Annotated in this window: 21 protein-coding genes; 11 read left to right on the plus strand and 10 right to left on the minus strand. The window is 44.7% G+C overall.

Annotation, left to right across the window (positions count from 1 at the left end):
- Positions 1-13 precede the first annotated feature (13 nt).
- On the plus strand, positions 14-325 hold the full coding sequence (locus Pas1_RS07265) for a helix-turn-helix domain-containing protein (protein WP_225971603.1): 312 nt from the start codon (positions 14-16) through the stop codon (positions 323-325).
- Positions 326-341: 16 nt separating this feature from the next.
- Entirely contained in the window at positions 342-869 is a 528-nt protein-coding gene (yjgA, locus tag Pas1_RS07270) for a ribosome biogenesis factor YjgA (protein ID WP_112294890.1), read from the plus strand.
- A gap of 4 nt (positions 870-873) precedes the next feature.
- On the opposite strand, the gene Pas1_RS07275 is transcribed toward yjgA, so the two are convergent.
- The 3 genes from Pas1_RS07275 to Pas1_RS07280 form a co-directional block, all read right to left on the minus strand.
- Complete coding sequence (locus Pas1_RS07275; protein WP_112294891.1) at positions 874-1941, minus strand: acyltransferase family protein; 1068 nt, start codon at positions 1939-1941, stop codon at positions 874-876.
- Positions 1942-2032: 91 nt separating this feature from the next.
- The gene (locus Pas1_RS09660) at positions 2033-2203 is read right to left on the minus strand and encodes a hypothetical protein (protein WP_158525168.1); all 171 of its coding nucleotides are present in this window, start codon (positions 2201-2203) and stop codon (positions 2033-2035) included.
- A 42-nt stretch (positions 2204-2245) separates the two neighbouring features.
- Positions 2246-2839 carry an HdeD family acid-resistance protein gene (locus tag Pas1_RS07280; RefSeq protein WP_112203130.1) on the minus strand — a complete coding sequence of 198 codons (594 nt, stop codon included), beginning with the start codon at positions 2837-2839 and terminating at the stop codon, positions 2246-2248.
- Between the two features lie 182 nt (positions 2840-3021).
- Between Pas1_RS07280 and Pas1_RS07285 the strand changes: the two genes are divergently transcribed.
- Positions 3022-3243: a hypothetical protein gene (locus Pas1_RS07285; protein WP_112203128.1), complete on the plus strand. Its 222-nt coding sequence runs from the start codon at positions 3022-3024 to the stop codon at positions 3241-3243.
- Positions 3244-3256: 13 nt separating this feature from the next.
- Positions 3257-3616: a hypothetical protein gene (locus Pas1_RS07290; RefSeq protein ID WP_112294892.1), complete on the plus strand. Its 360-nt coding sequence runs from the start codon at positions 3257-3259 to the stop codon at positions 3614-3616.
- A gap of 83 nt (positions 3617-3699) precedes the next feature.
- On the opposite strand, the gene Pas1_RS07295 is transcribed toward Pas1_RS07290, so the two are convergent.
- From Pas1_RS07295 to Pas1_RS07305, 3 genes are read right to left on the minus strand one after another with little or no spacing between them, the layout of a single operon-like run.
- Positions 3700-3948 carry a prevent-host-death family protein gene (locus tag Pas1_RS07295; protein WP_112203124.1) on the minus strand — a complete coding sequence of 83 codons (249 nt, stop codon included), beginning with the start codon at positions 3946-3948 and terminating at the stop codon, positions 3700-3702.
- Positions 3949-3998: 50 nt separating this feature from the next.
- Entirely contained in the window at positions 3999-4304 is a 306-nt protein-coding gene (locus tag Pas1_RS07300; RefSeq protein ID WP_215272412.1) for a HigA family addiction module antitoxin, read from the minus strand.
- 7 nt (positions 4305-4311) lie between these two features.
- Entirely contained in the window at positions 4312-4590 is a 279-nt protein-coding gene (locus Pas1_RS07305) for a type II toxin-antitoxin system RelE/ParE family toxin (RefSeq protein WP_112203122.1), read from the minus strand.
- Between the two features lie 172 nt (positions 4591-4762).
- On the opposite strand from Pas1_RS07305, the gene Pas1_RS07310 reads away from it, so the two are divergent.
- Genes Pas1_RS07310 through cobA form a run of 3 tightly spaced genes read left to right on the plus strand, consistent with a single transcriptional unit; the run spans position 4763 to position 7874 of the window.
- Positions 4763-6463, plus strand: a complete 1701-nt coding sequence (locus Pas1_RS07310; protein WP_112294893.1) for a nitrite/sulfite reductase — start codon at positions 4763-4765, stop codon at positions 6461-6463.
- On the plus strand, positions 6460-7050 hold the full coding sequence (locus Pas1_RS07315; protein WP_112294894.1) for a DUF934 domain-containing protein: 591 nt from the start codon (positions 6460-6462) through the stop codon (positions 7048-7050). Before Pas1_RS07310 ends, Pas1_RS07315 begins: the two co-directional genes overlap by 4 nt.
- A 2-nt stretch (positions 7051-7052) precedes the next feature.
- Positions 7053-7874, plus strand: a complete 822-nt coding sequence (gene cobA / locus Pas1_RS07320) for a uroporphyrinogen-III C-methyltransferase (protein ID WP_112294895.1) — start codon at positions 7053-7055, stop codon at positions 7872-7874.
- Here cobA and Pas1_RS07325 read toward each other — a convergent pair.
- Positions 7797-8159, minus strand: a complete 363-nt coding sequence (locus tag Pas1_RS07325) for a sirohydrochlorin chelatase (RefSeq protein WP_112294896.1) — start codon at positions 8157-8159, stop codon at positions 7797-7799. The genes cobA and Pas1_RS07325 overlap by 78 nt on opposite strands.
- 70 nt (positions 8160-8229) lie before the next feature.
- Between Pas1_RS07325 and Pas1_RS07330 the strand changes: the two genes are divergently transcribed.
- A complete protein-coding gene (locus Pas1_RS07330; protein WP_112294897.1) occupies positions 8230-9249 on the plus strand; it encodes a calcium:proton antiporter in 1020 nt (339 codons plus the stop codon).
- Positions 9250-9320: 71 nt separating this feature from the next.
- Positions 9321-10391 carry an MraY family glycosyltransferase gene (locus Pas1_RS07335; RefSeq protein WP_112294898.1) on the plus strand — a complete coding sequence of 357 codons (1071 nt, stop codon included), beginning with the start codon at positions 9321-9323 and terminating at the stop codon, positions 10389-10391.
- Positions 10392-10444: 53 nt separating this feature from the next.
- Here Pas1_RS07335 and Pas1_RS07340 read toward each other — a convergent pair whose 3' ends face one another.
- The 3 genes from Pas1_RS07340 to Pas1_RS07350 form a co-directional block, all read right to left on the minus strand.
- A complete protein-coding gene (locus Pas1_RS07340) occupies positions 10445-10822 on the minus strand; it encodes an HAD family hydrolase (RefSeq protein WP_112294899.1) in 378 nt (125 codons plus the stop codon).
- Positions 10823-10885: 63 nt separating this feature from the next.
- A complete protein-coding gene (locus Pas1_RS07345; protein ID WP_112208839.1) occupies positions 10886-11260 on the minus strand; it encodes an HVO_A0114 family putative DNA-binding protein in 375 nt (124 codons plus the stop codon).
- A complete protein-coding gene (locus Pas1_RS07350; protein WP_206603336.1) occupies positions 11257-11598 on the minus strand; it encodes a toxin-antitoxin system TumE family protein in 342 nt (113 codons plus the stop codon). The genes Pas1_RS07345 and Pas1_RS07350 overlap by 4 nt, the downstream gene beginning before the upstream one ends.
- Before the next feature lie 717 nt (positions 11599-12315).
- Between Pas1_RS07350 and Pas1_RS07360 the strand changes: the two genes are divergently transcribed.
- Together Pas1_RS07360 and Pas1_RS07365 are read left to right on the plus strand one after the other, a co-directional pair.
- A complete protein-coding gene (locus tag Pas1_RS07360) occupies positions 12316-12675 on the plus strand; it encodes a helix-turn-helix domain-containing protein (protein ID WP_112294901.1) in 360 nt (119 codons plus the stop codon).
- Between the two features lie 2 nt (positions 12676-12677).
- Positions 12678-13120, plus strand: a 443-nt coding sequence (locus tag Pas1_RS07365; protein WP_136625617.1) for a HipA N-terminal domain-containing protein, incomplete at its 3' end; no start/stop codon positions are given.

Genomic DNA, 13120 nt, shown 5'->3' on the forward strand with positions numbered 1-13120 from the left:
AAAGAGAATAACAATGAACATGACACTTAGCGCTGAGGACATTTTTGACCAAGTACAACAAATGCCTACCAAGGAGCGCGTTAAATTTTTTGCACTTATTGCAACCAATGCCTTCCAAAAAGTCGACTTCTCACACGAAGAAGTATTTGGTCACTTAAAAAGCACTTCGTTCACGGCGGATGAAGCAGCGCAATATCTCGAAGTATCAATGCCCACCTTTCGTCGATATGTTCAGTCTGGTAAGTTAAAGCCCAAAAGCACTATTGGAAGAAGTCAACTTTTTGCAAGCCCTGATCTGCGTAAGCTGAAAATGAGGCTGAAGTAAGGCTTAAAATACACAAATGCACGTTAATGAAAAGAATCGCACCCCCAAACTAGAGGACTCTGACGACGGACCTAGTAAGTCTGAGCTCAAGCGCCAAATGACTGAGCGTCAGAAGCTCGCCGAGGTGTTGGCAGCCCTCAGTAGCGATGCTTTGCAATCGATCCCGATGGATGAGACTATCAAAGATGCCATTGCCGAGACACCCAAGATCAAGAGCTTTGAAGGGATTCGCCGTCATAAGCAATACCTTGGCAAACTCATGCGCTTTTTGGATGAAGCTGAACTCGAGGCGATTCAAAAACGCTTAGATGCGATTCAAGGAGTCAGTAAAGCAGAGACCGCAAAACTGCATATGCTCGAGAACTACCGCGATCGCTTGCTGGCAGATGACAATGCGCTAACCAAATTGATTGAGCAGTTTCCGGATATGGATATTCAGAATATGCGCACGCTGATTCGTAATGCTCGAAAAGAGCGTGAATCTAATAAACCACCGAAATCCTATCGCGAGATCTTTCAGGCTCTCAAAGACTTAGGGCTCTAGCCCTCTAGCTCAGCTTCAAAGTGCGTGATGGTACTTCCACCCAGCGATACAAGTAATTAGCAGCAAGCCAACTCATAAATACCGAAATCAACATGAGGGCGATGGCCATCATTCCATCGTGACGCTGATCCATACCCCAAGCAATATAGAGAGTATTGGCCAATAAGATGAATGAGAAATGCAGCAAGAAGGCACAGTAGGATCGGCGACTACTCCATAAAATCGCATTGACGAGCTTATGGTATTTCATATGCTTGTGATCTTGGTAGGCGCGATCACCCCAAATAATCAAGGCTAAAGACACTACTAAAGCCAGAATATTGCGCATCCAAATTTGCTGAAAACTGGAAAGCACAATCACTGCCGTCACAATGCCTAAAAAGATTCTGGCTAAACGGTTGACCTTGGGATCGGTATCGTTTTTAGATAACTGAGCCAATATGCCTAAACCATACGGGCCCATGAAATAAATAAAGTAGTTCTCATAGGTGCCAAGGCGATTGAAGTACAACAGGGATGCAACGCAGAAAATCGCCAGCATCCAAATCAGTGAACGAAAGCCGGGGAACATACCCAACATCAAAGCGAGAATGGCATAAAGCTGCCAATCAATCGCGACATACCAAACCCCAGCAGAAATTGAATCAAGGCCCAGAATGCCTTGTAAGAAGAAGAGGTGCGATAAAAATTGAGCCAGTGTTTCTGACTGACCGACAAACTCATCCTTGACCCAAAAGCGCGCCACCCATGCGCAAGCAATCGTCAGTAATAAAGCAATGACATAAGGTGCAAACAAACGCAGATAGCGATTGATAATGACTTTGAGAACTGCGTGAACAGTGCGCAACTTCTCTTGCTTAAGCAGTGATTGCGCTGCTAGATAGCCACCTATCACCAAAAAGATCTGCACTGCATAACGGCCATAGTTAAAGAGCCATGCCATGAGATTGGGCAAAACAGTGCGCGCATCTTCTGCAATCTGTCCGTAACTAGACAGATGGTGAAGAATGATTGTCAGGGCTGCAAAGGTCTTTAAAAAATCAACCAGCAGAAAGTGGGTTTTAGTCTGCAAGAAAAGTGCCGTCTCATGAATAACTCAGAAGACCGAGATCATAGCCTAGTTAGTAAGGCCCAAGAGGCGAATCCGCACTACTTTGATAAAACTACTTTGATTTGGCCTTGCCCAGCAAAGAGCTCAGCAGTGGATTGCTGCTGGCGAGCTCTTTTTTGGTCTTGGCTTTTTCATTTGCTGCAGGTTTGGCAACCTTGCTCGCATTTTTCATGCGATGGGAGACCGCCAAACCAAGATTCTTATATAGATCTGTTTTCTTCATATCGATACCGTAATACTAAGCAAGAAATTCCTCAGCAATACATTAGCTTGCTGTGTGGGACTTGGCTGCAATACCGATAAAGAGTAAGGTCCAGCCCTGCAAGAGCAATTCAATAGCGATCAGCAAACCAGGCAACCAGAAACTCGAAGCGGGGAAGCTATTCATGATCAATACGCCCATCAAGATGGAAATGATGGCAGACAGAACCAACCAGAACCACTGACCAAAAGGACGGTGATGAAAGGCGGCGATCAAGCGTAGAAAACCGGTGATAAAGAAAATCGCTGCTAGCCACAAGGTAATGACTTCAAGCGCTGGGATTGGAAAGAGCCAAGTGTAAAGACCCGCAACGATATACAAAATGGCAAATATGATCTGAATTCCAACGCTTTTCCAACCGCTCGATTGAAATGCATGAATGGCTTGCAAAACGCCGCCAATAATTAAAAAGGCGCCCAATACATTAATCGTGACAAAAGAGAACATCACTTGACCAGCCACACCAATCATGCCCAGCGCAATAAACAAAATGCCTAAGGCAATTAGCATGCCAGGTGCTTTAGCAACAGCGCCTAGGACCTGTGTGCGCATCGCTGCAATCTGATCCATTGATAAACCGGTTGTTGTATTACTCATGCTCAATTCCCCCTTAAAGTTTTAATATGAAGTATTTCCATGCCCAACTGTATCAATAAAAGATGGCATTGCCCTGAAATTGGGTTTGCGCTAGCTATTGACGAGTATTTAAGGCTCTTCCCACTTAGTGTCTAAGAAAAACAGTATGCTTACCGTTCATTGTTGAGAAAGCACTATTGAATATGGATAACACCCTTACCATCGTCTTTGGCATTGTGGCCATTTTGCTACCCATCCTGGCAGGCCGTCTGGTTTGGAAGCGCTTTGATCAGTACTTTGGCAGAAACGATGAAGCTTATATGGATAGTTTGGAATACTTTCTAAAAAAAATTGGGTTGACTGCTTTAGTCGCGCTCATCGTGCTTTGGCTAGGTATGAGCTTGGTATTTAGCAATCAAGCTTAAATAAGAACTAAACGTGAAAGCCGTTCTTCTCAAGTCCAAATTGAACTTTGCGGTGCTAGCCAGCATCCTTTTATTCATCGTGATGGGTAAGAACGCTTACCCCGCTTTTACGCAAAGTGTTTTTATCAACGCCGATCAACTCGTCTCTGATCTGATTTTGGTCTTTGTGGCCATCACGCTTGGGGCCTTTATTGCGAACTTTGCCATTGTGGTTTTGGGTTGCCTTACTGCCTTCGTGGTGGCCAGTATCTTGGTTTACCAAGGGCTGGTTTTTCAATACCTCACCCAGGACTATTTAGTAGCTGTGTTGATTGTGGTCCTAGGCTTTGCAGCGATTGCGAATTTGTATAGGCAATACCAACATGGTCAATAAGTCAAAATACTGACTTGATAGCTTGCAGACGCCAATCACCTCCAGAAGCACTCTAAATTCTAAGTAGCAAATTGGGACATCGATTACCGATCTTTCAAGTCATTTATCACGTGACTAATCTGAGGTAGTTTGCTCTCAAGAAAGGCGTTGATCTGATCATCGCTAGCAGTCAATAGTGTCTTGTCCTCCACAGCACTTTTAGGGACAAAATAGCCAAGTATTACGTTGCGATCAAGTATTGCTATGGGCTGATTGCCTGCCTTAGCTATTAACTTATCAGGCTCTCTTAGCTCTGCGAGAGTGGCGGTTAATTTAGTTGGCAAAAATTCCATGGATCACCCTTTAATTCATTTAATAGCATCAAATTAAGTATGTCGATTCATTAAGCAGCAATTCGAAATACCCGAATTCTGGGTTCTATTTCTTCTTGCAGATTTCTCTTAGCCATTCGCATGTCGTACTCAGACTGCAAGTTCAACCAAAAGCGGGGCTCCATTGAAAAAAATAAGCCTAAGCGCAATGCTGTATCAGCAGTAATGGGGCGAGTGCCATGGATGATTTCGCTAATTCGACTTGGCGAGACATCAATATCGGCCGCTAGCTGACGGGAAGTAATACCCATTGGCTTCATAAAGTCTTCTAGCAAAATTTCGCCAGGATGAATTTCATCAAGTAATTTCGTTGTCATCATATCCTCAGTGGTAATCCACAATCTCTACATTGTGTGCTCCATCTTCCCTCCATACAAAACATATACGCCATTGATGATTAATTCGAATGCTGTACTGCCCCCTTCGATTTCCAATCAACAATTCCAACATATTCCCCGGCGGAGTTCGTAAGTCTGATATGGCTGTAGCAGCATGCAATTGCAATAACTTGCGTCTTGCCGCCCTCTCAATATTTCCGAACTTCTTGCTTGGCTTGCTATCAAATAAGTCCTTTGTTAGGCCGCATAAGAATGAATGGATCATGCGTTATGATATTCTGTATAACAGAATCTGTCAAATAGAACTTTTGTTATTTTTTCTACCTTTTAGCGCCAAAAAAAATTAAGCGCCTAAGTCGCTTTATACCAATATAGGTATAACACCTTAATTTATGATTATTTGAAGAAATATCAAAAATCCCTGAAAATCAGTCCCTATGTATAAATACGACTATATCGACCAGACCTTGGTCAATGAGCGGGTTACCCAATTTAAAGACCAAGTACAGCGTCGTATCGATGGCTCTTTGCCCGAAGAAGAGTTTCGGCCGCTACGTCTACAAAACGGTCTGTATCACCAGCGCCATGCCTATATGCTGCGTGTAGCCATCCCTTATGGGCTGTTAAGTAGCGAACAGTTGCGCACCCTCGCCAACATCTCTGAAAAATATGACCGCGGCTATGGGCATTTCACGACCCGTCAGAATATTCAATTTAACTGGATCAAACTAGAAGAGTCTCCAGCGATTTTGGCAGACCTAGCCAAAGTACAAATGCACGCGATTCAAACGTCGGGTAACTGTATTCGTAACATTACAAGCGATGCTTTTGCTGGTGTTGCTGCTGATGAATACGTCGATCCTCGCCCCGTTTGTGAATTACTTCGTCAATGGTCAACATTGCATCCCGAGTTTGCATTTCTGCCACGAAAATTTAAGTTTGCCGTGTGTGGTGCCAAAGAGGATCGTACGATTTTGCTTTGCCATGATGTGGGTATTTCGCTCAAGAATAATTCCGGGGGCGAACTCGTGGCGGATATATATGCTGGCGGCGGCATGGGCAGAACCCCTATCCTGGGCTCACTCATTAAAGAGAGCTTGCCCTGGAATGTCCTCCCGAGTTATTTAACGGCCCTACTGCGCGTCTATAACCGTTTTGGACGCCGGGACAATATCTACAAAGCCCGTATCAAGATCTTGGTTAAAGCCCTAGGCCCAGAAGAATTTGCTCGCCAAGTTGAAGGTGAATGGGCAAGCATTAAAGACGGGGATGACAATTTCCAGCAATCGGAATGGGATCGGGTTGCTAAGCACTTTACCAAGCCTGCTTACAAAACTGCAGAACAAATTAGTACGGAAGATCTCATCCAAAGTGCTCTTGAGAATGAAAGAGCCGCTTTTGCAAGATGGTTAGAGCACAACGTCAAAGCCCATCAGGTGCCGGGTTACGCCAGTGTGATTTTCTCTTTAAAGCCCCATGGCTCTGTAGCACCGGGAGATGCCACCACGGAACAAATGCTCGCGATTGCTGATTTGGCCGATCAATACAGTTTTAGTGAACTGCGCGTCACGCACGAGCAAAACTTGGTGCTCGCTGATGTTGAGCAAGCTAGGCTACTTGAGCTGTGGCACAAGGCTAAAGCACAAAATGTAGTGCTGCCCAATATTGGATTACTGACTGACATCATTGCTTGCCCTGGTGGTGACTTTTGCTCACTAGCCAATGCCAAGTCACTGCCCATTGCTAAGGCGATACAGGAGCGCTTTGATGATCTGGATTATTTGCACGATCTAGGCGAAATCTCACTCAATATCTCGGGTTGTATTAATTCGTGTGGTCACCATCACGTTGGCAATATTGGCGTACTGGGTGTCGATAAAGATGGGCAGGAGTGGTATCAGATTACTTTAGGTGGCGAGCAGGGTAATCATGCTGCTATCGGAAAAGTGATTGGCCCTTCTTTTGGTGCCGAGCAAATCCCTGATGTGATGGCTGACATCATTGATACCTTTGTGAAGCACCGTACTGCCGATGAGCCCTTCATTGAGACCTATCGCCGGCTTGGCGTAACGCCATTTAAAGAAGCGGCTTATTTAAATCGGTCTAAAGAGAGCTCTGCTGCAGGAGCAACGGCATGAGTGAACACGTGAGCCAAACCAATCGTGTGCTGAGCTACCCCAAAGGTGGGAAACCTGCCATCATTACCAATGAATGGCAAGTTTGGCATGGCGATGAAACAGAGCTAAGCAATCTGAATCCAAAGCAAAAAGTTTTAGTGCCTTTTAGCTGGTGGCTAATGCATGGTCAAGCTCAGGTAAAAGATTCCACCTCTGAATTAGCCAAACGGATTCAAGAAAAAACGATTGGTGTTTGGTTTGCGGCAGATGACGATATTCTCAAACACCTTGATGTGATTGAAGCGGGTAAGTTAATTTGGCCTTTAGTTGGAGCAGACTTTCCGATCTTTCGGGATGGCAGAAGTTTTAGTACCGCTGCGCTCTTGCGTGAACGTTTTCACTGGACAGGAGAAATCCGCGCGATTGGCGATGTGCTAATTGATCAACTCATTTTAGGTGCACGCTCTGGCTTTGATAGCTTTGCATTACGCGCCGATCAAAATACCGATGTTGCGCTCAAGCAATTTAATCTCTTTACGGTGACGACACAGAACAGCTGGCGCGACTGTAGGAGTCAACTTAGCAATCAGCTAACTGAGGCCGTTTAAGAATGTCTGCATTGGGAACCGTTTATCTGGTTGGCGCTGGTCCTGGCGCCGCTGATCTGATTACTGTCAGAGGCGCTAAGCTTTTGGCTAAGGCTGATATGGTGTTTCATGATGCACTCATTGATCCGGCTATGTTAGAACTGTGCCCTCAAGCTATTCAGGTCGCCGTTGGTAAACGCTGCGGCAAATTGTCATCCGCCCAAGAGTTCATTAACAAGCGTTTAGTGGACGCTGCACAAAAGTACCAAACGATTGTTCGCCTTAAAGGCGGAGACCCCATGCTCTTTGGCAGGGCCGATGAAGAAATCACTGCACTCTCTCATGCGGGTATCCCATTTGAGATCGTGCCTGGTATTACCGCAGCTCTAGCAGGCGCAGCCAGCCTACAAAAATCGCTGACATTAAGGGGTGTTGCCAGAAGCGTGGCTTTTGTGACCTTGGCACAAGCTAGTGAAAGTGGCAAGATCAATCAAGAGCAGCCGATTCAAAATCCTAGCGCCGATACCTTGGTCTATTACATGGGTCGTAAAGATGCCGCCCAGATTGCCCAGCAATTGCTTGAATCGAGCCCTAATCACCAGCAGGATACGCCAGTGCACATTTTGGAAGCAGTATCAACCAGCAAAGAGCGCCACTGGGAGAGTAATCTACTTGCACTAGCCCAAGGAAAAGCCGATCACTGGTTTGATCCCAGCTCGCCAGCACTCATTTTGATTGGCCAAGCGCTGCAGACAAATCAAAATGATCTAAAAGGCTCTAGCTCCAAAGTCGACGATGGCTTGCAAAACAGCCTCATCTTCCCCAACAGCAGGCGTCGCGCTTAAAGATACTTGCGGGTATTGATTGCGACATTCTTCTAGCAAGACTGGAAAGTCATTACGCAAATGACCACCTTGCCCAAAGAACACTGGCACCACCACAATTTGGGTAGCTCCCCGAGCATTTAATGTTGCAATGGCTTGCGATAAGGATGGCTCCATCATCTCCAAAAATGCGAGCGCTACTGGAGTGGCAGGATGCTGCCCCTTCCATAGGCTAGCTAGGCGATCAAAGGGTTCACGCCACCGAATATCGCGGGCACCGTGGCCAAAGAGGATGATGGCTTTCATATATATTGTATTTTCAAGATAATTCTCTAAAGTGACACAAGCTTAACCCTAAACACTAAAAAGCGCGCACATGGCCAATCTTTTGAGTCAAACCTGGTTCATCCTCTTTCTTGGCATTGCTTTAATTGGCGCAGTACTCGGTGCCGTGCATCATGCCGAGGTAGTGGCTCATAAAACGGGTGAACCCTTTGGCACCTTAATTCTCGCACTCTGTATCACCGTTATTGAGACTTCATTAATTGTTTCTTTAATGATTGCTGGTCACGATGGCTCAGAAGTGATCGCCAGAGATGCAGTGTTTGCTACCATCATGATCATTATGAATGGTGTGATTGGCCTATGTATATTTATCGGAGGCTTAAGCCATTATGAATTGAGCTTTCGCAATGAAGGCACCAACTCTATGCTGGCAGTGCTGACTGCCCTAGCTACTTTTATCTTGGTAATACCCGTAGTCTCTGTCAGTGCGCCAGGCCCCACTTTTACTACCAGCCAATTGGCCTTTGCAGGCATTGCTACGCTAGCGCTGTATACCGCGTTTTTATTTTTCCAAACCGTATCGCACCGTGACTACTATCTGCCAAAGATACCAGATCGAAAAGTCGATCGCAATATTCATGCGCAAAAGCCCGGTAATCTTAAGACTGCGGCCAGCGGGATACTCTTATTTCTCTCACTCATTGCTGTGGTCGCATTAGCCAAATTACTCAGTCCCACTATTGAATCGGCTGTCAGCGCCGCAGGAGCGCCTAAAGCAGTTGTCGGTATCGCGATTGCAATGCTGGTTTTATTGCCAGAGAGTTTTGCGGCTCTGCGCGCAGCCAAAGCCAATCGCTTACAAAGCAGTTTGAATTTGGCGCTAGGGTCAGCGCTAGCCAGTATTGGCTTAACCATTCCGGCGGTAGCGGCTATTGCGATCTTCTTTGATCTGCCCTTAAGTCTGGGGATTAGCGGCCTGAATATGACCTTGATGTACCTGTCCCTCTTTATTGGAGCGCTCACCCTAGCCATTGGCAGAACGACTCTTTTGCAAGGGGTAGTGCACCTGATTATTTTCTGCGAGTACTTGTTTTTAAGTTTAGTGCCTTAATCTGGCGACCCAAAATCAACAAAGTAGCCATAAATTCATAAAACACTACTTTAAAATACTATAATTACCTCATGCTTGGATTAATAGCTGCCTTTCTCACTTCATTTTTTGCAACGCAATTCATTATTCGCTTTAAGCATCTACACCAGCACATTTCTGCTGACTCGAATCTCTCAGGTCCCCAGAAGTTTCATAAAGTAGCAGTACCCAGAATCGGCGGCATTAGTATTGCTTGCGGACTATTTGCCGCAGTCTTTACTAAGACAATCAGTCTTGGCTCTGGTCATCAAGGAATCATCCTCTTGATTTGTGCCATCCCGACTTTTGCCATTGGTCTGACTGAAGATCTGACCAAGAAAATTAGTGTTAAACAACGCCTACTCTTCACGGCAATTTCTGCTGCCTGCGTAATTTATTCTCTAAATATCCAAATTACTTCTTTTGACATTGCGTTAATAGATTTCGTATTCGCAATTCCATTTTTTGGAACGCTGCTGACGGTTTTTGCCATCACAGGGCTTGCGAATGCGTACAACATCATTGATGGTTTTAACGGACTATCCAGCATGGTTGGCATCATCACCCTGTTAGCCCTGGCCTATGTTGCGTATCTCTTAGGTGATATCACTATTATTTTTCTAAGCCTAATCATGGCTGGAGCCATTCTAGGATTTTTTATCTGGAATTATCCACAAGGCCTCATCTTCCTCGGTGATGGTGGCGCCTATTTAATTGGATTTTGGATCGGAGCGCTCAGTATTTGGCTATGCTTTGCACATCCAGAAGTATCGCCCTGGTTTGCTTTACTCATTAATGGCTATCCCATCATGGAGACTCTCTTTACGATCTACCGAAGAAGAATTCATCAAAATTCAAATCCAGGAGAGCCCGATGGGATTCACTTTCACACCCTGATCTTCCGCAGAATTTTGCAAGCCCGGTATTTTGATAGCGCCCTCTCAGCCAATGCCAGAACCGCGCCTTATTTATGGATTCTGGCTGGGCTCTCCATTGCACCAGCATTATTGTGGTGGCAATCTACCCCAATCTTGATAGGAGCGTGTGCGTTTTTTGCCATTGGCTATGTTTGGCTCTATTCCAAAATTGTGCGATTTAAGACCCCAAGCTGGATGCATCTGTAAGCTGAAATTGGTGCTCGATAGTTACGCATAGCGGGCCTAAATAAGTTTCTTAACTATTCTTTCTTACCACCAGTAAAGGTAGAGTTGGATACAACTGTATTCCCACCTCTTCCTAATGGACCACCATCACCCCCACTAACGCGAATGCCATGTCCTGTACCAGCTTCAACCTGAGCATTATGAATATACAAGTCGCCTCCGTTGTTATCGCCAGCCTTAAAATGCAAATGAGATTTTTGCTCGTATATAGGTGTTAGTGCACTGATGATCTCATCGGGAGATGCATTAAAAGGAAGATGTCGAATGACTTCCTGCACCTCAGGACTCTCAAATTCTACTTGATTTGTAAGGAAGTAATCTCTCACCTTAATTCCTAAATCAGTTAAATCTAAGGCTAACTTTAGACCCTCTATAACTTGCAACCAATCCATAATTTTCTTTCAAAGTTATCAATAAAAACATGAGTGCAAATTACTAAGCCATTTCAGAAGAAATTAGCCTAAAGTCGCAATCATCTCTATTTTTGGCGCAACTGTTCTTACCAGTTTCTCAACTCCATGCCCGGGATTCGATCTCTTTTGCGAAACAAGCAATCCCAATTTCTCCAAGAGTCCAATGTCCTTAGTAATGGCAGAGCGTTCACGATGCAACTTGACCGTTAGTTGGGTAATCGTTTTAGGCTCATCCATCACCTCTAACATCAGGCGCCTACGCGCTTCTGAGAGGACCATGAACATCTCTTGAGGATCTTCAAATGAGAAAGTGGCTGACTTCTTAAATGATTCACCACGATCTGCTTTTTGCGCAGCTTTGCGCGCGCGATCGAAAAAGCTCTCAACCTTATCAGTGCGAATAATTACTTTAGTCATTTTTTCACCTTTTTTAATCCTTTAACGATGTGCTGCCACTCTTCTTGAAACTGTTCTAGAGTTTGCTCATAACTTTCAAATTCAACAGGGGCTACTTTGCCCATATAGTGCCTGTGGTGATAATCATGTGCATTATCAAATCCCAACACCCGCCCGTTATCTTTCTGACAAATCAGTGGATTGATATAAGCCAGGTTGTATCTTGTTACTATCGTCTTACCATCTTGAACATACCCCCAAACTTCGAAGCTTAAAATTCCGCCGCCCTTATTTGCCTTTAACTTAAACGTCTCCCTCTCCAACTGGGATTCGATCTTGGGCTTGGATTTTTTAATCATTACGAACAGTTTATCAGATATGTCCTGAAATTGCATACCTGAATTTTTAAAGGGTGATACATGGCATTAGCGCACCTATCACCACCTAAGCCATATACCATATAGACCCATGGCAAAGTGAAAATTCTTAAATTTCACCTTTAAATACCCAAAGTCGATAAATGATTTGGGTTTATTTTCCGAATTCAGAACAAAAAACGCGCTTCAAAAATCATTTTCGCGTTTTAAAAAAATCGAAAAGTTTTGAATGCATTTTCACAATTGTGAAGTTTTTAAAATCAATCCATTTTTTTGAAAAGAGCGTGGACACGCTTTTTTTGCTTTTGAAGAATCTTTGCACACTCAATCGAAAGTAGCGTGGACACGACACCTTGCAAAAAATCTAAATGATGTCGGCGCGCGCTGACATTAGCGCTCTAATATTAAAGATGCATCTTAATAGTGAGATGCATCTTTAGGCTCTAGAATGGTTCATGCGGAGATTGCGCCCGTATTTACCGCATTTATTGCGGAGAATAAATTGATCCCAATACGGCAGCCGGATGAATAAACCTCTCTTTTGCATTTTTCCGTCAATCAGCATGGAGCCTCCTTGACGAAATAATCGTAGTAAATATACAACCCATAACCTGTTATTTTACTTTACAAGCTATAGCCTGTAATAGTAAAATACAAGTTATAGCCTGTTTAATGTATTAGTCACTAAAGGAGCGTGCCGTGGACTACCCGATTAAAACAATTGCTCAACTGCAGCCGATTTTGCAGGGGTTCCGAAAAGCAACTGGATTGTCACAAACTGCAATCGCCAAAAAACTGGGTATCACCCAGCAAAGTTACGCTGAATTTGAATTAAATCCCCAATTGGCAAGCGCAGAACGATTGATTAAGATTTTGCGCTTATTGAATGTGGAAATTTCCCTTTCACACAGCGCCGACCCTCAGTTAGCGGGCAAGGCAAATTCTAAAATTGCAAAGCCGATTAAGCAGGCAAAAAAGCCAGGGAAGCAACGTCCAGAATTAGCCCCACTCAAGACATCAAGGGCCACCCTTGAGAAGGTCAAAAAGGAAAGTTGGTAGTCATGGCAAAACGTACTGCTTATGGAAAGCTCCATATTTGGATGAATGGCGAACTCGTGGGACTGTGGGAACAGACCCCAAGAGGCCCTGTATGGCAGTATTTTGATGAATGGTTGCAAAGTGAACGGGCTCGCCCTTTATCGCTATCGTTGCCATTCACGCCAGATAACCAGCCATATCGAGATGCCAAAGTTACCGCTTTTTTTGATAATTTACTGCCAGATAGTGATGCCATTCGCCTGCGATTAGCGCAGCAATACCAAACTACCGGCACCAGCCCGTTTGAGTTGCTGGCAAAAATCGGTCGTGATTGCGCGGGAGCTATCCAGCTGCTTCCCGTAGATGAAGATTCAACAGGGCTATTTCAAATTTCAGGCGCACCAGTCAATCCCAAAGAGATTGCCCAGATACTTCGAGACGCTACCTCAAGCAGAGCACTTGGCAA

Origin of the sequence: Polynucleobacter paneuropaeus (assembly GCF_003261235.1) — a bacterium.
Classification (GTDB): domain Bacteria; phylum Pseudomonadota; class Gammaproteobacteria; order Burkholderiales; family Burkholderiaceae; genus Polynucleobacter; species Polynucleobacter paneuropaeus.

What these genes read in the sequence shown, in the direction of transcription:
- Pas1_RS07265 (WP_225971603.1), top strand. Translation starts at nt 14, where the DNA reads ATGAACATGACACTTAGCGCTGAGGACATTTTTGACCAAGTACAACAA.
- yjgA (WP_112294890.1), top strand. Translation starts at nt 342, where the DNA reads ATGCACGTTAATGAAAAGAATCGCACCCCCAAACTAGAGGACTCTGAC.
- Pas1_RS09660 (WP_158525168.1), bottom strand. Translation starts at nt 2,203, where the DNA reads ATGAAGAAAACAGATCTATATAAGAATCTTGGTTTGGCGGTCTCCCAT.
- Pas1_RS07280 (WP_112203130.1), bottom strand. Translation starts at nt 2,839, where the DNA reads ATGAGTAATACAACAACCGGTTTATCAATGGATCAGATTGCAGCGATG.
- Pas1_RS07285 (WP_112203128.1), top strand. Translation starts at nt 3,022, where the DNA reads ATGGATAACACCCTTACCATCGTCTTTGGCATTGTGGCCATTTTGCTA.
- Pas1_RS07295 (WP_112203124.1), bottom strand. Translation starts at nt 3,948, where the DNA reads ATGGAATTTTTGCCAACTAAATTAACCGCCACTCTCGCAGAGCTAAGA.
- Pas1_RS07300 (WP_215272412.1), bottom strand. Translation starts at nt 4,304, where the DNA reads ATGACAACGAAATTACTTGATGAAATTCATCCTGGCGAAATTTTGCTA.
- Pas1_RS07305 (WP_112203122.1), bottom strand. Translation starts at nt 4,590, where the DNA reads ATGATCCATTCATTCTTATGCGGCCTAACAAAGGACTTATTTGATAGC.
- Pas1_RS07310 (WP_112294893.1), top strand. Translation starts at nt 4,763, where the DNA reads ATGTATAAATACGACTATATCGACCAGACCTTGGTCAATGAGCGGGTT.
- Pas1_RS07315 (WP_112294894.1), top strand. Translation starts at nt 6,460, where the DNA reads ATGAGTGAACACGTGAGCCAAACCAATCGTGTGCTGAGCTACCCCAAA.
- cobA (WP_112294895.1), top strand. Translation starts at nt 7,053, where the DNA reads ATGTCTGCATTGGGAACCGTTTATCTGGTTGGCGCTGGTCCTGGCGCC.
- Pas1_RS07325 (WP_112294896.1), bottom strand. Translation starts at nt 8,159, where the DNA reads ATGAAAGCCATCATCCTCTTTGGCCACGGTGCCCGCGATATTCGGTGG.
- Pas1_RS07330 (WP_112294897.1), top strand. Translation starts at nt 8,230, where the DNA reads ATGGCCAATCTTTTGAGTCAAACCTGGTTCATCCTCTTTCTTGGCATT.
- Pas1_RS07335 (WP_112294898.1), top strand. Translation starts at nt 9,321, where the DNA reads ATGCTTGGATTAATAGCTGCCTTTCTCACTTCATTTTTTGCAACGCAA.
- Pas1_RS07340 (WP_112294899.1), bottom strand. Translation starts at nt 10,822, where the DNA reads ATGGATTGGTTGCAAGTTATAGAGGGTCTAAAGTTAGCCTTAGATTTA.
- Pas1_RS07345 (WP_112208839.1), bottom strand. Translation starts at nt 11,260, where the DNA reads ATGACTAAAGTAATTATTCGCACTGATAAGGTTGAGAGCTTTTTCGAT.
- Pas1_RS07350 (WP_206603336.1), bottom strand. Translation starts at nt 11,598, where the DNA reads ATGATTAAAAAATCCAAGCCCAAGATCGAATCCCAGTTGGAGAGGGAG.